The organism is Nocardia sp. NPDC058244, assembly GCF_042882065.1.
In the GTDB taxonomy this organism is placed as follows: Bacteria; Actinomycetota; Actinomycetes; order Mycobacteriales; family Mycobacteriaceae; genus Nocardia.
On record NZ_JBHVWX010000002.1, the window covers coordinates 402,253 to 420,213 of the forward strand.

General features: G+C 69.8%; 18 protein-coding genes and 1 tRNA gene. 7 read left to right on the forward strand and 12 right to left on the reverse strand.

Annotation, left to right across the window (positions count from 1 at the left end):
- The first annotated feature begins 150 nt into the window (after nucleotides 1-150).
- From ACFVW6_RS08105 to ACFVW6_RS08125, 5 genes are all read left to right on the forward strand, one after another.
- Entirely contained in the window at nucleotides 151-1,203 is a 1,053-nt protein-coding gene (locus ACFVW6_RS08105; RefSeq protein ID WP_378825024.1) for an alpha/beta fold hydrolase, read from the forward strand.
- Between the two features lie 185 nt (nucleotides 1,204-1,388).
- The gene (locus ACFVW6_RS08110) at nucleotides 1,389-2,294 is read left to right on the forward strand and encodes a peptidase M12 (RefSeq protein WP_378825022.1); all 906 of its coding nucleotides are present in this window, start codon (nucleotides 1,389-1,391) and stop codon (nucleotides 2,292-2,294) included.
- A gap of 28 nt (nucleotides 2,295-2,322) precedes the next feature.
- Nucleotides 2,323-2,583: a hypothetical protein gene (locus ACFVW6_RS08115; protein ID WP_355280873.1), complete on the forward strand. Its 261-nt coding sequence runs from the start codon at nucleotides 2,323-2,325 to the stop codon at nucleotides 2,581-2,583.
- Nucleotides 2,584-2,626: 43 nt separating this feature from the next.
- Nucleotides 2,627-2,812 carry a hypothetical protein gene (locus ACFVW6_RS08120; protein ID WP_378825020.1) on the forward strand — a complete coding sequence of 62 codons (186 nt, stop codon included), beginning with the start codon at nucleotides 2,627-2,629 and terminating at the stop codon, nucleotides 2,810-2,812.
- Nucleotides 2,813-2,816: 4 nt separating this feature from the next.
- Complete coding sequence (locus tag ACFVW6_RS08125) at nucleotides 2,817-3,179, forward strand: DUF1036 domain-containing protein (RefSeq protein WP_355280876.1); 363 nt, start codon at nucleotides 2,817-2,819, stop codon at nucleotides 3,177-3,179.
- Nucleotides 3,180-3,228: 49 nt separating this feature from the next.
- Here ACFVW6_RS08125 and ACFVW6_RS08130 read toward each other — a convergent pair whose 3' ends face one another.
- Nucleotides 3,229-4,593, reverse strand: coding sequence for an alpha/beta hydrolase family protein (locus tag ACFVW6_RS08130; protein WP_378825016.1), 1,365 nt, complete (start codon nucleotides 4,591-4,593; stop codon nucleotides 3,229-3,231).
- A 9-nt stretch (nucleotides 4,594-4,602) separates the two neighbouring features.
- Nucleotides 4,603-5,184 (reverse strand): ArsR/SmtB family transcription factor, encoded by a 582-nt coding sequence (locus tag ACFVW6_RS08135; protein WP_378825014.1) that lies wholly within the window; start codon nucleotides 5,182-5,184, stop codon nucleotides 4,603-4,605.
- 164 nt (nucleotides 5,185-5,348) lie between these two features.
- On the opposite strand from ACFVW6_RS08135, the gene ACFVW6_RS08140 reads away from it, so the two are divergent.
- The gene (locus tag ACFVW6_RS08140) at nucleotides 5,349-6,161 is read left to right on the forward strand and encodes a hypothetical protein (RefSeq protein ID WP_378825012.1); all 813 of its coding nucleotides are present in this window, start codon (nucleotides 5,349-5,351) and stop codon (nucleotides 6,159-6,161) included.
- Between the two features lie 56 nt (nucleotides 6,162-6,217).
- Here the strand turns inward: ACFVW6_RS08140 and ACFVW6_RS08145 are convergent, their stop codons facing one another.
- The 5 genes from ACFVW6_RS08145 to ACFVW6_RS08165 form a co-directional block, all read right to left on the reverse strand.
- Nucleotides 6,218-6,664 (reverse strand): hypothetical protein, encoded by a 447-nt coding sequence (locus ACFVW6_RS08145; RefSeq protein WP_378825010.1) that lies wholly within the window; start codon nucleotides 6,662-6,664, stop codon nucleotides 6,218-6,220.
- A 40-nt stretch (nucleotides 6,665-6,704) separates the two neighbouring features.
- A tRNA-Thr gene (locus ACFVW6_RS08150) sits at nucleotides 6,705-6,777 on the reverse strand.
- Between the two features lie 57 nt (nucleotides 6,778-6,834).
- Complete coding sequence (locus tag ACFVW6_RS08155; protein ID WP_378825008.1) at nucleotides 6,835-8,034, reverse strand: DNA polymerase III subunit delta'; 1,200 nt, start codon at nucleotides 8,032-8,034, stop codon at nucleotides 6,835-6,837.
- Nucleotides 8,035-8,274: 240 nt separating this feature from the next.
- The gene (gene topA / locus ACFVW6_RS08160; protein WP_378825704.1) at nucleotides 8,275-11,160 is read right to left on the reverse strand and encodes a type I DNA topoisomerase; all 2,886 of its coding nucleotides are present in this window, start codon (nucleotides 11,158-11,160) and stop codon (nucleotides 8,275-8,277) included.
- Between the two features lie 312 nt (nucleotides 11,161-11,472).
- Nucleotides 11,473-11,679: a cold-shock protein gene (locus tag ACFVW6_RS08165; protein WP_019044597.1), complete on the reverse strand. Its 207-nt coding sequence runs from the start codon at nucleotides 11,677-11,679 to the stop codon at nucleotides 11,473-11,475.
- Nucleotides 11,680-12,113: 434 nt separating this feature from the next.
- On the opposite strand from ACFVW6_RS08165, the gene ACFVW6_RS08170 reads away from it, so the two are divergent.
- A complete protein-coding gene (locus ACFVW6_RS08170) occupies nucleotides 12,114-14,504 on the forward strand; it encodes a DEAD/DEAH box helicase (RefSeq protein ID WP_378825006.1) in 2,391 nt (796 codons plus the stop codon).
- 299 nt (nucleotides 14,505-14,803) lie between these two features.
- Here ACFVW6_RS08170 and ACFVW6_RS08175 read toward each other — a convergent pair whose 3' ends face one another.
- The 5 genes from ACFVW6_RS08175 to ACFVW6_RS08195 form a co-directional block, all read right to left on the reverse strand.
- Nucleotides 14,804-15,181 (reverse strand): Rv3654c family TadE-like protein, encoded by a 378-nt coding sequence (locus ACFVW6_RS08175; RefSeq protein ID WP_378825004.1) that lies wholly within the window; start codon nucleotides 15,179-15,181, stop codon nucleotides 14,804-14,806.
- Nucleotides 15,178-15,492, reverse strand: a complete 315-nt coding sequence (locus ACFVW6_RS08180; protein ID WP_378825002.1) for a TadE family type IV pilus minor pilin — start codon at nucleotides 15,490-15,492, stop codon at nucleotides 15,178-15,180. Before ACFVW6_RS08180 ends, ACFVW6_RS08175 begins: the two co-directional genes overlap by 4 nt.
- A 41-nt stretch (nucleotides 15,493-15,533) precedes the next feature.
- Complete coding sequence (locus ACFVW6_RS08185; protein ID WP_355280889.1) at nucleotides 15,534-15,743, reverse strand: DUF4244 domain-containing protein; 210 nt, start codon at nucleotides 15,741-15,743, stop codon at nucleotides 15,534-15,536.
- A 72-nt stretch (nucleotides 15,744-15,815) separates the two neighbouring features.
- Nucleotides 15,816-16,400 carry a type II secretion system F family protein gene (locus ACFVW6_RS08190; protein WP_378825702.1) on the reverse strand — a complete coding sequence of 195 codons (585 nt, stop codon included), beginning with the start codon at nucleotides 16,398-16,400 and terminating at the stop codon, nucleotides 15,816-15,818.
- 797 nt (nucleotides 16,401-17,197) lie between these two features.
- Nucleotides 17,198-17,740, reverse strand: a complete 543-nt coding sequence (locus tag ACFVW6_RS08195) for a type II secretion system F family protein (protein WP_378824999.1) — start codon at nucleotides 17,738-17,740, stop codon at nucleotides 17,198-17,200.
- Nucleotides 17,741-17,961 lie beyond the last annotated feature (221 nt).

Below are 17,961 nucleotides of genomic sequence, written 5' to 3' on the forward strand. Positions count from 1 at the left end.
GCTGTAATTTTCCGGCGATTTCGGGCGATTTCACAGTGTCGGCGCGGCTGGTGACCCAGTTCACAACAAATGGGACACTGTGACCCGCTAACACTAGCTAGCACCCCAGCTCGCACTGTACGGTGGCCTACGACACAAAGGAGTGCCGACATGCTTGCAAAGTCGATGATGACGGTAGGCGTACTCACCGCACAGTTCCGTGCCGGGCTGCGTACCCGGAGCTTCGCGACAGCGAAACTCAACACCCCCTCCGTCGCGCACCGGGTCGTCCCGGTGACCACCGCGGACGGCGCCGACCTCCGGGTCCACGTCTACGGCCCCGACACCGCCCCCACCCTGGTCCTCATCCACGGCTGGGCCTGCAGCATCGAATACTGGAACCCGCAGATCACCGCCTTCGCCGGTGAGTACCGCGTGGTCAGCTACGACCAGCGCGGCCACGGCGAGTCCACCCTCGGCACCGTCGCCCCCAGCGAGCACACCCTGGCCGACGACCTCGCCGCCGTCCTCGACGCGACGCTGCGTCCGGGCGAGAAGGCCGTCCTGGCCGGGCACAGCATGGGTGGCCTCACCATCCAGGCCTGGGCCAAGCACCACCCCGAGCAGGTGTCCGAGCGCGCCGCCGCCGTCCTGCTGGCCAACACCGCCAATGGCGACATCCGCTGGGAAACCGATCTGCTGCCGGTGCTGAACAAGCAGCTCACCGTCGCCGAGTACCCGGTCACGATCATGGGCGCGCCCGTGCGCATGCCGCAGCCGGTCAGCGAGTCGCTGTTGTTCGCGCCGCTGCCGATCCCGGGTGGCTGGTTCACCGAGCAGCTGTTCCGCTACCGCATCCTCACCCCGGACGCCACCGCCGACGAGGTCGACTTCGCGGTCGGCATCATCCGCTCCTGCCGTCCGCTCGCGCGCGGCCGCCACGCCGCCGCGATGGCCGACATGGATCTGTCGGCGGGCACCGCCAACCTGAACGTCCCGACCACGGTGCTGGCCGGCGCCCAGGACCGGCTGCTCCCGCAGCGCATGTCCCGCTCGATCGTCGACATCCTGCGCCGCACCGGCCACCTGGCCGACTTCCACGTGCTCCCGCACGGGCACCTCAGCAATGTCGAGGACACCGCCGCCTTCGACGCCATCCTGCACCAGATCCTGCGTTCCGCCACCAACTCTCGGGCCACCCGCCGCAACGTCGCCGCCCGCTGACCCGAGTCGGTTCTCCCGAGTCGGTCAACGAGGCCCGACCCGGGAGGAACGCGAACGAAAGGCCCTCGACCACCAGGTCGAGGGCCTTTTTCGCGACCCTGATCGAGTAGTCGACTACGCGGGACCCGCATCGATCCGCCGTGCCACAGTCACAACCCCACGGTTGATTCGATGAGGAGGATCCGATGCGTACCCCACCCGACCAAGCACTCGACGGCGACGGCCACCACGAGGAATTCGCGCCCGTCGAGGACCCCGGCTGCGTGATTCCCGCGCTGCCGACCCGGCTGCTGGCGCGCGCGGCCGAAGTCGCCACGCTGCTCAATCCGGTGAACGCGCCGCTCACCCAGAGCGCCGCGACGGAGGGCGGCCTGCCGCAGGTGGCCGAACTGGCGGTGCTGACCTCGAAGTACTGGGGCATGCAGCGCCGCACCCTGACGGTCAGCTTCCTGGAAGCGACCCCCACCGACCTGAAGCAGCGCATCCTCGGCCACATGAACGCCTGGGGCACCGGCGTCACCTTCGTCCTGACGAACGGCACCGGCCAGGTGCGCATTTCCCGTGCAGGCCAAGGCTATTGGTCCTACCTCGGCACCGATGTCCTGCTGATCCCGCAGAGCCGCCCGACGATGAACCTGCAGGGCTTCACGATGGCCACCTCGGAAGCCGAGTACAAGCGGGTCGTGCGCCACGAGACGGGGCACACCCTCGGTTTCCCGCACGAGCACCTGCGCCGCGCGCTGATCGAGCGGCTCGACGTCGCCAAGACGATCACCCACTTCCGCGACACCTACGGGTGGAGCGAGCAGCAGACGCGGTCGAATGTCCTGACCCCGCTGGACGAACGCTCGATCATGGCGACGCCGAACGCCGATCAGGACTCGATCATGTGCTACCAACTGCCCGGCAAGATCACCACCGACGGGCAGCCGATTCGCGGCGGCCTGGACATCAACGCCGCCGACCGCGGCTTCGCGCGTTCCATCTACCCGACGCTGTGGCCCTTCTTCAGCGAGCAGGCGGACTGGGACGAAGACGAGGACGTCAGCGTGGAATCCGCACTCGCGCAAGCACATGCCACGGCTGGTTGATCTGCGCGCGGATCCGATCGGAGCGCGGTTGGCGCTCGAGCCCGGCGACATCGTGCTGCTGCCCGCCGCGGGCGCCCGGGTGACCTCGGGCGCGACGGTCGAGGTGCTCGGCGTCTACCGGGACGCCGCCCCGCTCCCGGACGGACGGGTGCTCGCACCCGAGGGTCCGCCGGACGTGGTGGTGCTCGCCGCGCTGACCCCCGGCGACGCGACCGTGCGGCTGATGACCGGCGACCCCTTCCACGGGGCCACCCCACAGGAGTTATCGGTGACCGTGCGGCGGGGCTGACCAGCGGCCTCGCCGTAGCCGAAGCAGAAGAAAGGTGAAATCCATGACCGCCGAACCACAAACGGGGCAGGTCGCCCCCGCGCAGGCACCGGCCGTCCGCGAGACGGCCGCGCACACCTCGGAAGATCATCGGGCCGCCGGCCCGGAGCCATCGGCGGGCGCGAGTGTGGCCGCGCCGTTCCACGAGGCCGCGAGTCTGCCGGCCCCGCCGCTCGAGCAGGAAGGGTAGTCCGATGCCTTGGTTGGCCTTCCACAACAACTATCACCTGGTGGTGTCCGTCGCGGTCATGCAGGTCGACCCGGATTCCTGCCCCGGCCAGTACGGCGGCTGGGCGACGCACGGCTGGTGGAATCTGAATCCGGGAGAGTCGAAGACCGCGATCTGGACGAAATACGACGCGGCGTACTACTACGCCAGGGCGGGCAACGGTGCGTGGTGGGGTGACGCGAACGGCCCTCGGGTCTACGTCAATCCCTTCGACCGGTTCGACTCCTGCCTCCTGATCGGAACATCCACGTGGGACATCGTGAACATGCGACGTGTGTTCGTCGGCTCGAATCTGCACAACACGCACACCGTGAACCTGAATCCCTGATCCCCGATCCGAAAGGTCCCGACCAGCAGGTCGGGACCTTTCGCGTTGCTCAGGGCAGCAGCAGTCCCCAGTACAGCGCCCACAGCGTGAATCCGGTACCGCCGCAGACCAGCAGCGCCCAGCGGACCCGCCCGCCCGTGCCGACACCGTCGAGCAGCCGCCCGCGCCGCGCGACGACGACGCCGAGCGCGACCACCGCGCACACCGCGCTCAGTTGCAACGCCACCCAGGGCAGCGTGCGGCCGAACAGCAACGGGCCGAACGACATCGACCTGGTGGAGGCGACGAACAGGAACAGGGCGATCGTGCCGACGATGCCGATCCCGGCCGCCGCCACCAAGATTCGCGCGGGCCGGGCATGGGACAGGCGCCAGTTCCTGTTGAACCCGCTCACCGCGTAGCCGCCGAGCGCGAGAACGGTCCCGAGCAGCAGGATCAGCTGGACCGGGGTGGACTCCCACCAGGTCAGCGGCGCGAGCGGTGTCACCGAATGCCCCTGTACCGCAGGCTGATCCACCTGCCTGTTCGCCGAGCCGGGCAGCCCGTTCACCCAGTCGCCCATGAGCTCGGCGTAGCCGGGCGCGAGTTCGGTGCCCTTGTCGAATCCGTCGGTCGTCGTGAAGCCCGCGTGCTGGGCATTCGGCAGGGTGCGCAGCGTGTAGTTCGTCTTGCCGACCCGATCGAAGGCCGCGCGGAAGTCGCGCAGACTGTCACCGGGCGGGGTCAGCCGGTCCTGGTCGCCCCAGATCGCGAGCACCGGCTGCGGAATCCGTTCCAGCACCGGCACCGGATCGTAGTCGGCCTGGGCGAACTGCCCCGCGCCGGCGAGCTGGCGGATTCCGTTGCGCCCCAGCACATCGATCATCGATCCGCGCACGCCCGCCGCCGCGAATCTGGTCTCGTTGGCCCAGGTCTGCTGGGCGGCGGGCGCGCCGGAATTGGCGCCGATGGTGATCAGGAAGGCGACATCGGCCGAGCGCGAGGCGGCCAGCGGCGCCACCCAGCCGCCTTCCGAGAGCCCCCAGAGGCCGACCCGCGACGGGTCCACCTCGGGCCGGCTCCGCAGCGCGGCGATGCCGGACAGCGCGTCGTCGGCGAGCAGGGAGTAGTCACGGTGGGCGGGGGTGTAGTCCTCGGCCCGCTTCGCATAGTGCAGCGCGACGATGCCCGCCCGCGCGAAAGCATCTGCGACCTGGGCGTATTGGGGACTGGGGCTGGTCCCGGAGCCGTGCACGAGCACGACACCCGGCCTGCCGGTGGCACCCGCCGGTGCGTGGATGGTGCCGGTCGTGGTGGTGCCGTCGGAGCGGGTGACGGTGATGTCGGTGGTGACGCGGTCGTCCGCGGTGGCCGTCGGCGCGGCAGCGACCAGCGCCGCGATCATGGTGGCGAGCAGAGCGATACGAATGAGCACGGTGGATCCCTACTGGCTGTCGTTCATCCCCGGGGCCGGGAACGCGATGAACCGGGTCAGTACCCGGCGCGCGCCCGGCCGGTCTTCGGCATGGGTGGCTTGGAAGCGCTTGAGCAGCGCGAGGTACTCCTCGCAGAAGGCGTCGAGTTCCTCGCGGGTCGCGTAGATCGCGCCGCGCGAGAACGGCATCGTGTCGGCCCACTCCCCCAGCTCGGCGCGCTCGGCACGGAACCGCCGGAAGAGCTCGACGTCTTCGGAAATGTGCTGCGCGACCAGCCCTTCCAGCAGCTCGCGCATTTCCGGCGACTGGTCCTTGTCCAGCCGATACCGCAGATCCTTCGGCGGCGACCGCCACCACCGCTCCTTCCCCTTCGCCAGCTCGGGCGCCTCCTCGATGAACCCGTGCTCGGCCAGCTGACGCAGGTGATAGCTGGTCGCACCGGTGTTCTGACCCAGCTGCGCCCCCAGCGCCGTCGCGGTCGCCGGACCCTTCTCGGCGAGGGCGCGCAGAATGCGCTGCCGGAGCGGATGGGCGAGCGCGCGCAGCGCGGCGGGATCGGTGATCTCCCTCGGCGGTACCTCGTCGGTCATAGTTGCACAGTACTCTTTGCATGCATTCTTATGCAAAGAGAATTGTGCAACCAGGCGACTCCGCCGGGATCGGTGATCGTGGCGGACAGACGGGCCGACCAGGGCGAATCATCGGCCGTGGCACCATCGAGGCAGCGCTCGACTCGGCCGTCGAACGGAGACCGGTGTACGTCTACACGAACCTCTCAGCCGCGCTACGCGACACGTCGTCGCCGCTGCGCACCTACCTGCGTCAGCGGTTTCCCCACACCCGCGGCGTGCAAGCCGAGTATCGACGCGCGGCCGGGCCACTACTGGTCGACACCGGCGGCGCCAACCCCGCCACCCTCGGCGCCGCCTTCGACTTCGCCGTGCGCTTCCAGCTCGTCCCCGACCACCGCCCGGTACTGCCACTGCTCGGCTTCTTCGGCCATCCCCGGGAATCGGCAGCCCTGTGCACCGACGTCTACCGCCGCGGCCTGCTCCGTGATTCCGCCCTGGCGAGGCTCCTCGCCACCGACCGCTTCACCCCCGACCACCTGCTCGCCCTGGCTCCCGCCGACGCGATCCGCCAACTCTGGGAACTCCGCGGCATCGCCGACGACCGACTCCTCCCGCACCTGCACCCACCCTCCGTCCCCGGCCCCACCTTCGACGCCTCGGTCCTGTGCAACGCCGACGCCGACATCATCAGCGACGGCCTGCTCCTGGACCTCAAAACCCACCTCGGTCCGAAGAACCAGCGCACCGGCACCCGCACCGACTCCCTCACCACCACCGACCTCTACCAGGTCATCGCCTACGCCCTCTTCGACCACACCGACAGCTACCGCCTCACCGACGTCGGCATCTACTCCGCCCGCTACGGCCACCTCGCCACCTGGCCCCTCCCCACCCTCCTGGACACCCTCGCCGGCCACCCGATCGACCTCGCCGACGAACGCGACACGGTCTGGACCCTCCTCGGCGGAACCCAGCCCCGCGCTCATCGGCCGTAACCCGGGATTTGTCGACCGGTTCGTCCTTCGAGCTGATCGGCACGCGGTGGCCGACCTCAACCCTTCCGGGCGGCCACCGCTATAGCGAGTGCGGCTGTAGCGGTCGGCACCAGCGCGCACAACGTCATCGGGAGGTAGAGCCAGGCCAAGCCGTCGAACAGGTACCGGACCTCTGCCCAGGCAGCGAGGGACGAAGACGATTCACCGAGGGCGACGCCCGCCGCGGCGACGGTCAGCCCGCGAAGAGCTGGTACGCGCGCGGTCATTCCCATCAGCGCCAGGGTGGCGGCGATCAGCGAGAAGGCGACGATGCCGCCCACCACGATCTCATACAGCGTGAATCGGCCCGAGGTGTAGTCGGTTTCGACGACGACAGCCCAAGCCCGAACGCCTGCGAGCAGCAGCGCGGCGACCAGCCTCGTACAAACCCTAAGCGACCTGCGAGCCTTGGTCCATCGCGGCCACGAGCGATCGACCTCGACGACTGTCGTCGGAAACCACACAGGCCCTTCCCGGAATCCCGGAAAGGGCCTGTGACCTCGGAGCCGCCTGGGGGAATCGAACCCCCGACCTTTTCATTACGAGTGAAGCGCTCTACCGACTGAGCTAAGGCGGCGTGCCGTTAGGCGACGCGAGTCTATCGCGGGAACAGCCGGAACGCGAAAACGGGTGGTCAGGTGGAGCGGGCGGCGATCAGGGTGGCGACCATGGCGGCGACGGCGAAACGGGGTTTCACGTTGAGGTCGAGGGCTTCCCGGCAGGCCAGGACGGCGTCGATGCTGCGGAGCAGGCCCTCGGGGCGGATGCTGGTGGCGAGGTCGGTGATCTCGTCGGCCATGTCGGGGTGGGTGAGGGTGATGGGCACACCGCGGCCGGCGAAGCGCATGGCGAGGGCGTCGCGGTACATCCCGGCGACGTCGATGAGGGCGCGGTCGAGAGCGTCGCGGCCGGTGCGGGTGGCGCGGGACTTCTGGCGGCGCTCGAGTTCCTTGAGCACGCCCGCCGAGCCGCGGGTCGCCGAGGCCGCGCCCTTGCCGGTGCCGCCCGCGCCGAGGGCGGTGGCGAGTTCGTCGCGTTCGCGGTCGTCGCGTTCGGCGCTCATCTGCTTGGCTTCGTCGTCGGCCGATTTCACCAGCTCGTCGGCGGCGGCGTAGGCCGCGCCCGGCCGTTCGGTGGCGCCGACCAGGGCCAGTGCCCGCTGACGTCGCTTGCGCGCGTCCTCGTCGGTGGCGAGCCGACGGGCCCGGCCGACGTGCCCACCGCTCACCGCGGCCGCCCAGTCGGCGGTCTTGCCGTCGAGCTGATCCCGCTCGCGCAGGACCTGGGCGATGGCGGGGACCGACGGCGTCACCAGGTGCACGTGCCTGCACCGCGAGCGCAGGGTGACGGAGATGTCCTCGGGATCGACCGACGGCGCGCAGAGCAGGAACACGGTCCGGTCCGGCGGCTCCTCGACGACCTTCAGCAGCACATTGCCCGCCGCCTCGGTGAGGCGATCCGCGTCCTCGACCACCACGACCTGCCAGCGTCCGGTGCTCGGCCGCCGGGACGCGACCTGCACGATCTCGCGCATCTCCTTGGTGCTGATGCTCAGCCCCTCGGGGACGACGCGCCGCACGTCACCGTGCGTACCGGCCATCGTGGTCGTGCACGCGTGGCATCGACCACATCCGACGGTGTCGGGGTCGGTGCATTGCAGCGCGGCGGCGAAGCACAGCGCCGCGACCGACCGACCGGATCCGGGCGGACCCGTGAACAGCCACGAATGCGTCATCGCCCCGGTCACGACGCCCGCGCGGGCCGCCGTCGCGGCAGCCGTCAGCTCGGCCTCGACCACGTCCTGGCCGACCAGTCGATCGAAGACTCCTGCCACGCGCTACACCCTAGCCGCGCGGTCCGACATCGATCCGAACGGCCGGACCGCCCGCAGCCGGACACGCGGATCCGGCACCAGGACTGCCGGCCGCGCCACCGCAACTTCACCCAGCCCGCCGCACACACCGCAATCCATCACGGCCGTACAGCGGGCAAGCGGCTGTACGGCCGACGCGCACCGGGCGGCAGCGAATCGACCAGCCTCCGCCGGGTGTGTGCCGCCCCGCACCGCTCGGTGTCAGTCCGCTTCGGTACCAGCGGTTTTCGCCGCCGCCTTCTTCGCCGGAGCCTTCTTGGCCGCGGTCTTCTTCGCCGCGGTCTTCTTGGCGACCGTCTTCGTCGCCGTCTTCGTCGCGGTCGACTTGGCGGCCGTCTTCTTCGCGGGCGCCTTCTTGGCCGCCTTCTTCGCGGTGGTCTTCTTCGCCGCCTTCTTCACCGGACCGCGGGCCCGGCGATCGGCGAGCAGCTCGGACGCGCGCTCGTCGGTGATCGACTCGACCTCGTCGCCCTTGCGCAGGCTGGCGTTGGTCTCACCGTCGGTGACGTACGGGCCGAACCGGCCGTCCTTGATCACCATCGGCTTGTTCGTCGCCGAGTCGTTGCCCAGTTCGCGCAGCGGGGCCGCGCTCGCCGCCTGCCGACCGCGCCGCTTCGGCTCGGCGTAGAGCTTCAGCGCCTCGTCGAGGGTGACGGAGAACAGCTGGTCCTCGGTCGCCAGCGACCGCGAATCGGTGCCCTTCTTCAGGTAGGGCCCGTACCGGCCGTTCTGCGCGGTGATCTCCTCGCCCGAGGCCGGGTCGTTGCCGACCACGCGGGGCAGCGAGAGCAGCTTGAGCGCGTCGTCGAGGGTGATCGTCGCCAGATCCATCGACTTGAACAGCGAGCCGGTGCGCGGCTTGACCTCGGCCGCCTTCTTGGTGGTCTTCTTCGCCGGCGTCGCGGCCGGGTCCGGCGCGGGCGGCTCGGGCAGGATCTCGGTGACGTACGGGCCGAAACGGCCCTCCTTGGCGACGATCTCGTGCCCCGACACCGGGTCGACGCCGAGCGAACGGCCCTCCTGCGGCGTCGAGAACAGCTTCTCGGCGACCTCGGGCGTCAGCTCGTCCGGCGGCAGATCGTCGGGCAGGTTCGCCCGCTGCGACACCGGATCACCGTCCGGGTCATCGGGATTGACGACCATCCGCTCCAGGTACGGACCGAACCGGCCGACGCGGACCACGACATCGCGGCCCTCCTCGTCGACGAACATCTTGATCGAGTTCACTTCGCGGGCGTCGATGTCGTCGAGCTGCTCGCCGACCATCTTCTTCAGGCCGCCCGAGCGCGCCACCGATCCCTCGGCGCCGTGATCGCCACCGAAGTAGAAGCTGGACAACCAGTTTCCGCGCTGTTCGCGGCCACCGGCGATCGCGTCGAGGTCGTCCTCCATCGCGGCGGTGAAGTCGAAGTCGACCAGTCGCCCGAAGTAGGCCTCGAGCAGGCCGACCACCGCGAACGCCACCCACGACGGCACCAGCGCGCTGCCGCGCTTGTAGACATAGCCGCGATCGAGAATCGTCTTGATGATCGAGGAGTACGTCGACGGGCGGCCGATGCCGAGCTCTTCGAGCGTCTTGATCAGCGACGCTTCGGTGTAGCGCGCGGGCGGATTGGTGCTGTGCCCGTCCGGGGTGAGCTCGACGGCGGTGACGCCCTGGCCCTCTTCCAGTGCGGGCAAACGGGATTCGGCGTCGTCGGACTGGCCGCCCGCCTCCTCGTCGACACTCTCGACATAGGCCTTGAGGAAGCCCGGGAAGGTGATCGTGCGACCCGAGGAGGAGAACACGCACTCCTCGCCGGTCCGAGCGGTGCCGGTGATGCGCAGGGTCAGCGTGGTGCCGCGCGCGTCGGCCATCTGCGAGGCGACGGTGCGCTGCCAGATCAGCTCGTAGAGCCGGAACTCGTCCTGGTCGACCTTGGCGGCCAGCTGGCCCGGGGTCATGAACGTGTCGCCGGACGGGCGGATCGCCTCGTGCGCTTCCTGCGCGTTCTTGACCTTGCGGGTGTACTGGCGCGGCGTCGGCGAGACGTACTCCGCGCCGTAGAGCTGGGTCGCCTGCGACCGCGCGGCGGCGATGGCCGACTCCGACAGCGTGGTCGAGTCGGTACGCATGTAGGTGATGTAGCCGTTCTCGTACAGCCGCTGCGCCACCCGCATCGTGCGCTCGGAGGTGAAGCGCAGCTTGCGCCCCGCTTCCTGCTGCAGCGTCGAGGTCATGAACGGCGGGTACGGCTTGCGCGAGTACGGCTTGGCCTCGGCGGAGGAGACCACCAGGTCGGCCCCGTCGAGCGCCTCGGCCAGCCGGCGCGCGTAGGCCTCGTCCAGCACGACCACACCGGAGGCCGACTTGAGCCGGCCGTCGGAGCCGAAGTCGCGACCGGAGGCGACCCGGTCGCCCTGGACCTGGACCAGCCGCGCGCCGAAGGTCCGCGGATTGGTCGAATCGGAGTTCTCGTCGACTCCGGCGTCGAGCTTGGCGGCGATATCCCAGTACTCGGCGGAGCGGAACGCCATGCGCTCCCGCTCACGCTGCACGATGACGCGGGTGGCGACGGACTGCACGCGACCCGCCGACAGGCGGGGCATGACCTTCTTCCACAGCACCGGACTGACTTCGTAGCCGTAGAGGCGGTCCAGGATGCGGCGGGTTTCCTGCGCGTCGACCAGGTCGTTGTCGAGTTCGCGGGTATCGGCGGCGGCCGCGAGGATGGCCGGCTCGGTGATCTCGTGGAAGACCATCCGGCGGACCGGGACCTTCGGCTTGAGCGTCTCGAGCAGGTGCCAGGCGATCGCCTCGCCCTCGCGGTCGGGGTCGGTGGCGAGGTAGAGCTCGTCGGCGTCGGCCAGCAGGCTCTTGAGCTCGGAGACCTTGGCCTTCTTGTCCGGGCTGACGACATAGATCGGCTCGAAGTCGTGATCGACGTCGACGCCGAGGCGCGCCCAGGACTGCCCCTTGTATTTGGCGGGCACGTCGGCCGCGCCGCGCGGCAAGTCACGGATGTGGCCCACCGAAGCCTCGACCGTGTAGTTGCGACCCAGGTAAGGCGCGATCTTGCGGGCCTTCGTCGGGGACTCGACGATCACGAGACGACGCAGGGGACGCCCCTGGTCGGCTGAACTGCGGTCTCGTGTTGCCACCGGCGAACACCTTCCTTCTATATCCGCGCGTCGGGAGGTCCGCTCGGTGCGCGGCTGGGGCAGACGGCGCGACGTTCGGACATCGCCACCAGTGACGTTTATACCTTGCGCACTTGGGTAGCTGCGTCCACGGCGGCTGGCGCCGCGGGTTTCCGGCCTCCTCGGCCTGGAGAACTTCTGGGCGACCTTACCCCTGAAATGGCTCGTCCCCCACCTCCGCACAGGAGGTGGGGGACGGGCGTTGATTCGTTTCGCAGCTCAGGAGAGCGCGCGAACGCCGGTGGCCTGCGGGCCCTTGGTGCCCTGGCCGACCTCGAACTCGACCTTCTGGTTCTCCTCGAGGGTACGGAAGCCCGTGCCCTGGATCTCCGAGTAGTGGACGAAGACGTCAGCGGAGCCGTCCTCGGGCGCGATGAAGCCGAACCCCTTCTCCGCGTTGAACCACTTCACAGTTCCCTGTGCCATTCTGTTCCTTCTCTTTCTTACCGGAACGGCGGACAACTGGGTTCGTCCACCGGGTCCGTTCCGACCGCTGTACTGTTGGTCCCCCTGCAAGGAAAGCCTGAGCACGGCGTTCGCAACATCGATCCTGCTGATGGTTTGGACTTTCGATCCGTCCCTCGAACACAGAAGCTTGCGACCGAGACCCAGTGAACCATGTCCACGAGCAATTCAACAGTCGAGTTACCGACAATTTGCAAAATTCTTGATCTTGCGAATGCGCAGGTGAGGGAGAGATTGGGTGAATCCGTACTTCCAGTCTGTTTGCTTCACGATAACCGGGTGAGCTTCCAGCAAACCTGCTGTGACCCAGGTCGCTATTGGGTTACGAAATCGCAGGTAGCGCTCGCCGCACACACACGTTTCACACTTCCGGCGTGGCGCGAGAGGGCTATGGGATGAATCCGGCAGAGCGGACCGAGGTCCAGCCGACAGCTATCGGCGAGAGCTACGGGCGATCGTTGCTGAATCGTGTCCTGGTCGAGGCGGCGTCCGGCGGCAACCCGCTGACCCATGTCGCCGAGCTGCCCGCCCGGCCCGCGCGCACCACCGATTGGCCGGACTGGGTGCCATCCGAGCTGGTCACAGCGTTGGACGCGGCCGGGATCGAGCGCCCGTGGGATCACCAGACCCGGACCGCCGAGCTGGCGGCGGCCGGAAAGCACGTCGTCGTCAGCACCGGGACCGCCTCCGGGAAATCTCTCGGCTATCTCCTGCCGGTGCTCACCGCGCTGCACGACGACCCGCGGGCGACCGCGCTGTACCTGTCCCCCACCAAGGCGCTCGGCGCCGATCAGCTGCGCGCGGTCGGTGCGCTGATCCACGACAATCCCCTGCGTGAGGCCCATCCGGCGAGCTACGACGGGGACACACCCGCCGAGATCAGGCAGTGGGTCCGGGCCAATGCGCGGTGGATCTTCACCAATCCCGACATGCTGCACGTCGGGATGCTGCGTTCGCATCAGCGCTGGGCGCGCGTGCTGCGCAATCTTCGCTATGTGGTGGTCGACGAATGCCACTCCTACCGGGGCGTGTTCGGTTCGCACGTCGCCCTGGTGCTGCGCAGGCTGCGCCGGCTCGCCGCGTTCTACGGCGCCGACCCGGTGTTCATCCTGTGCTCGGCCACCAGCGCCGACCCCGGCGCGTCGGCGAGCAGGCTGATCGGGGTGCCGGTCACCGCCGTCACCGAGGACGCCTCGCCGCACGGTGCCAGAACCGTCGCCCTCTGGGAACCGCCGTTGAGTACCGCCGTGACCGGCGAGAACGGCGCACCCGTGCGCCGGACCGCGACCGGCGAGGCCGCCAAGATCATGGCGAGCCTGGTTGCCGAGGGCGCGAGGACGCTCACCTTCGTCCGCTCGCGCCGGGGTGCCGAGCTGATCGCACTCGACGCCCGGCGTGTCCTCGCCGAACGAGCTCCTGAACTGCAGGAACGGGTCGCGGCCTACCGCGCGGGCTATCTGGCCGAAGACCGCAGGGAGCTGGAACGATCGCTCTCGGAGGGCACGCTGCTCGGCGCGGCCAGCACCAACGCGCTCGAGCTCGGTGTCGATATCGCCGGTCTTGACGCCGTGGTCATCGCGGGTTTTCCCGGTACCGTCGCCTCGTTCTGGCAGCAGGCGGGGCGCGCGGGCAGGCGGTTGCAGGGCTCGCTCGTCGTGCTGGTCGCCACCGACGATCCGCTCGACACCTACCTCGTCCACCATCCGGACGCCCTGCTCGCCCGGCCGATCGAGGCCACCATCACCGACCCGTACAACCCCTACGTCCTCGGACCCCAACTGCTGTGCGCGGCCATGGAACTGCCACTCACCGACGCCGAGGTCACCGAGCTCAGAGCCGGTGCCGTGCTCGCCGACCTGGCCGACGAGGGCTTGATCCGGCATCGTCCCGGCCCCCGCGGCGCACCGGGAAGGTGGCACGTCACCGCGCACACCCATCCACACGACGCGGTGGATGTGCGCGGCGGCCTCGGTACGCCGATCGCCATCGTCGACGCCGAATCCGGGCGTCTGCTCGGCACCGCCGACGCGGGCCGGGCGCCCGCCACCCTGCACAACGGCGCCGTCCACCTGCACCAGGGCGAGACCTACCTGGTCGACGAACTCGACCTCGACGGCGGCGTCGCCTTCGTCAACGAGGTGGACCCCGGCTTCACCACCAGCGCACGGCAGGTCACCTCGATCACCATCGAAGCGATGACCGAAGAGCGCGTATTCGGTGCCGTCACCACCGCATCCGCGCAGGTCGCGGTCACCCATCAGGTCGTCGGCTACCTCCGCACGCTGGCCACCGGCGAGGTGCTCGACCAGGTCGAGCTCGATCTGCCCGCCCAGACCCTGCACACCAAGGCCGTCCTCTATACCGTCACGCCCACGCTGCTCGCCGCCGCCGGAATCACCGACGACGAGCTCCCCGGGGCACTCCACGCCGCCGAACACGCCGCGATCGGCATGCTGCCGCTAGTCGCCGGCTGCGACCGCTGGGACATCGGCGGCGTCTCGATCGCCGAGCATCCCGACACCGGCGCACCGACCGTGTTCGTCTACGACGGGCAACCCGGCGGCGCGGGCTTCGCCGAGCGAGGATTCGCCCAGCTGGACGCCTGGTTGGCCGCCACGCTCAGCGTCATCCGCAGCTGCGGCTGCCAGGACGGGTGCCCGTCGTGCGTGCAGTCACCCAAATGCGGCAACGGGAACAACCCGCTCGACAAGGACGCGGCGGAACGGCTCCTGGTGGCCGTCCTGGGCGAGTTGCGGGCACACCCCGGCACGACAGCGGATTCGTAATACCGGCGCGCCGGTGACGTGACCGGCGCTACACCCCACCGCGAGAATGCTGGTCGCTCGACCATTTTTCCGTTGACCAGCGGCGACGCCGCCCCGGGTCGGTCACCTCCGAATAAAAAGGACGACTCTTCTGTTAACTGACGCATTGCCGACGGGCGCCCGCGAGTAGGCCACATCATTATTTTCGTTTAGTTCTCTCCTCATAAAAGAATGTGCATGGAATTCCGGGAATAGCGCTCGACGGAATTACGGATTAGTTCGGCGCGGAACAACCACCGACCAGTGATAACACTTCCGTGTCACGCACTCTCATCCACCGGACCCGCCCGCGCGGCGGCCGCGATCATGCGCACGCCGAACACTCCGAATGCCGCGTTCGCTTCCACCACGACCACCACATCCCACTGCTCGACCACACACCGCGCCACCCGCACACCCATCCGTCGGCCGACCTCAGCGGCCTCGACACACGCCGCCTCGGCACCCTCGGCCAGCACGCTCGCCGCACCCAGTGCACCGAGGTCGGCCGCCGCCTGCGCCCGATGCCGGGCGACCACCACCACACCCACCTGACCGATCACCAGGGTCAGCGCGATCAGACCGGCGAGCGCCACGCACGCGAACACCGTCGCCCCGCCGGCGTCCCCGGCGAGCCACCGCGCTCGCGCCCCGGTCATCGACCGACTCCCGGCTCGGTGACCGCGACCGCCTCGGCGCGCAATCGCAGACCGGGAAGGAGTGCGGTGCCCGCGCCGACGACCGCCACCACACGGTCACCCTCGTGGCGGATCTCGACCGTCGCCCCGGGCGGCGCGACCGTCCGAGCCGACGCGACAGCGTTCGTCGCGTCGCCACGGGCGGTCAACCTCGCCGCCTCGCGGGCCGCGTCGACACAACGCACCTGGGTCGACGCGGCCAGCAGAGCTCCGACGCACAGCACCACCGCAGACACCAGCGTGGCGAGGGCGATGGCGGCCTCGACCGTCACCGCACCCGCGTCATCACTGAGACTACCTGTGCCGCAACGATTTACACACTCGTGTTGAGTGCCTTGTCGATGATCTGGGTCAACGCGTTGACGATGCTGTCCCCCGTCACCACCCCGTAGAGCACCGCACCGAACGCGGCCGCCGCGATGGTGCCGATCGCGTACTCCGCGGTGGACATGCCGTCGTCGTCGATCAGCAGGCGCATGATCCGTGCCCGCGCTCCTATATATACGGCGCGTACGAACGTCATCGTGATCCCCTCTCCTTCCACACCACCCGGCCGATCCGCGTGGTGACGTTTCGCCGGCCTCGGCGAGGCCGGTCACAGCAGGCCGCCGTCGCCGAGGACCCGATCGGCCAGGCCGATCACGACGGGAACGATGCCGAGGCAGACGAAGGCGGGCAGGAAGCACAGCCCGAGCGGCCCACCGATCAGCACGCCCGCCCGCTCCGCCCGCGCCACCGCGGCGTCCTCCACCGCCTCGCGCCGCTGGTCCGCCAGTTCGCCGACGGCAGCCGCGAGCGAGGAACCGGAGCGCGCGGAACGCCGCGCCAACCTCGCGAGTGATTCCACCTCGTCCGCCCCGGCCGACCCAACCGCGTCCGCCGCGGCTCGCTCCCAGGCCGTCGCCGCATCCGCACCGAGCGCCAGCAGATCGGCCGCCCGAAGCAGCGCGGCCCGCAACACCGGCGGCGCGGTCCCCGCACTGGCCCGCGCGGCCGCGGCCATCGGCAATCCCGCCCGCAGACACGCCGCCATCAGATCGAACGCCGACGCCGACCCCAGCGGATCCACTGTCGCCTTCCCCCGACCCGCCTCCAGCACCGCCGCCGACGCAGGCGCAGGCCCGAGCGCCCGCACCCGCCGACTGACCGCCACCCGCGCCGGCAGCAAGGCCACCGCCATCGCGGCCACCAGCAGCGCGGCAGGCGGTGGCGGCCCTTCCAAGTAGTGCACAGCAGTCCTCCCCACGACGTTTCCCGAATCAACCCAGGGCCCGAACACTCCTTCCGTCAACGCATTACGCGAGGTCGGAGACGGTCGAAAGCGCAGACGCAGCGCTCAACACGCCTGCGGCACACCAGTGGTCGGTGCGGGCAAGTCCCGCGCGCCGGAGCTAAAAGACACCCGCTGTAGTCCCGGATCGCCTGGTCACCTGGTGATCGCCGGTCTTCCGCCCAAGCACCTCGCTCACGCGCACCTGGCCCAAGCACGCACCCGGCCCGCGCACCTCACTCACGCGCACCCAGCCCACGCACCCCGCTCACGCGCACCCAGCCCACGCACCCCGCTCACGCGCACCCAGCCCACGCACCCCGCTCACGCGCACCCGGCCCACGCACGCACCCGGCCCACGCGCCTCACTCACGCGCACCCGGCCTACCCGCCTCGCTCAAGCGCACCCGACCTACGCACGCACCCGGCCCACGCACCTGGCCCACGCGCGCCTCGCTCACGCGCACCTGGCCCACGCACCTCGCTCACGCGCACTTGGCCTACGCAAGCACCCGGCCCACGCACCTCGCTCACGCGCACCCGGCTCGCGCACCAGGACGCGGCGTCGGCGATAGCGCCGGAGGCTGGGAGCCGGGAACCGGTCACCGTGGTCGCTGATCGTCGCCTGTCCTCCTCCTGACATCGCGATCTCTCGCGAAGTGGGGGCTGCGTCGATACCTCTGACCGGGAGCCCGGGGCCAGGGGCATCACGCTGTTCCTCGGCGGGTGATGACATCTGTCCACAGCAATCCACAGCAGGCCAGGCCTGCACCTAGTGGCAGGAGCAGTTCGCCTGCGGCGGAGCCGAAGAGCACCGACAGTGGTGCGGCGCCCATGAGCTGACCGAGGCCGATGCCGACCAGGGGTAGGCCGGCCAGGACGGTGGCGGAGGCGCGGGCGCCGGCGAGGGCGGCTTCGGTGCGGTCGCGGAAGCGGATGCGGCCGAGCAGGTCGGTCCTGGCGGCGGACAGCAGTTCGGCCAGGGCGAGGCCGTGCTCTTCGGCGACCCGCCAGGCGGTGGCGACCCGCGACAGTTCCTCGGCGACCGGCGACTCCGGGTGCAGCCAGCCGTCGGCCCCGGAACCGCCGAGCCGGCTGCGGCCCGCGCTGATCGCGAGCACCCGGGCCGCTTCCCCACGGGACTCCGCGGCCGCGGCTTCGGCGGCAGCGCTCGGATGCGCGCCGACCCGCAGTTCACCGACGACCGCCTCGAGACCGGCCAGGAGATGGCCGCACTCCGTCCGGCGCACACGCTCACCATGACCGCGCCGATTCCGCACCGCGACGGTGACGCCCACCATGAGCACCGCCAGCCCCGTCCCGATTCCTAGCGCGAATGCCGTGCACCCCAAGCCGATTCCCACACCCCACGCCACGGGTATCCGTCGTATCGCGCGCGTCCCGCCCGCATCGAACAATCGCCGAAAACGCCGCCGATCGCCCGCGGCGGGAAGCAGCAGCACCGCCACTG

Bases quoted from the DNA above. Each gene is read 5' to 3' on its own strand.
- ACFVW6_RS08105 (WP_378825024.1), top strand. From the start codon at position 151: ATGCTTGCAAAGTCGATGATGACGGTAGGCGTACTCACCGCACAGTTC.
- ACFVW6_RS08110 (WP_378825022.1), top strand. From the start codon at position 1,389: ATGCGTACCCCACCCGACCAAGCACTCGACGGCGACGGCCACCACGAG.
- ACFVW6_RS08120 (WP_378825020.1), top strand. From the start codon at position 2,627: ATGACCGCCGAACCACAAACGGGGCAGGTCGCCCCCGCGCAGGCACCG.
- ACFVW6_RS08125 (WP_355280876.1), top strand. From the start codon at position 2,817: ATGCCTTGGTTGGCCTTCCACAACAACTATCACCTGGTGGTGTCCGTC.
- ACFVW6_RS08135 (WP_378825014.1), bottom strand. From the start codon at position 5,184: ATGACCGACGAGGTACCGCCGAGGGAGATCACCGATCCCGCCGCGCTG.
- ACFVW6_RS08165 (WP_019044597.1), bottom strand. From the start codon at position 11,679: ATGGCACAGGGAACTGTGAAGTGGTTCAACGCGGAGAAGGGGTTCGGC.
- ACFVW6_RS08170 (WP_378825006.1), top strand. From the start codon at position 12,114: ATGAATCCGGCAGAGCGGACCGAGGTCCAGCCGACAGCTATCGGCGAG.
- ACFVW6_RS08175 (WP_378825004.1), bottom strand. From the start codon at position 15,181: ATGACCGGGGCGCGAGCGCGGTGGCTCGCCGGGGACGCCGGCGGGGCG.
- ACFVW6_RS08185 (WP_355280889.1), bottom strand. From the start codon at position 15,743: ATGACGTTCGTACGCGCCGTATATATAGGAGCGCGGGCACGGATCATG.
- ACFVW6_RS08190 (WP_378825702.1), bottom strand. From the start codon at position 16,400: ATGGCGGTGGCCTTGCTGCCGGCGCGGGTGGCGGTCAGTCGGCGGGTG.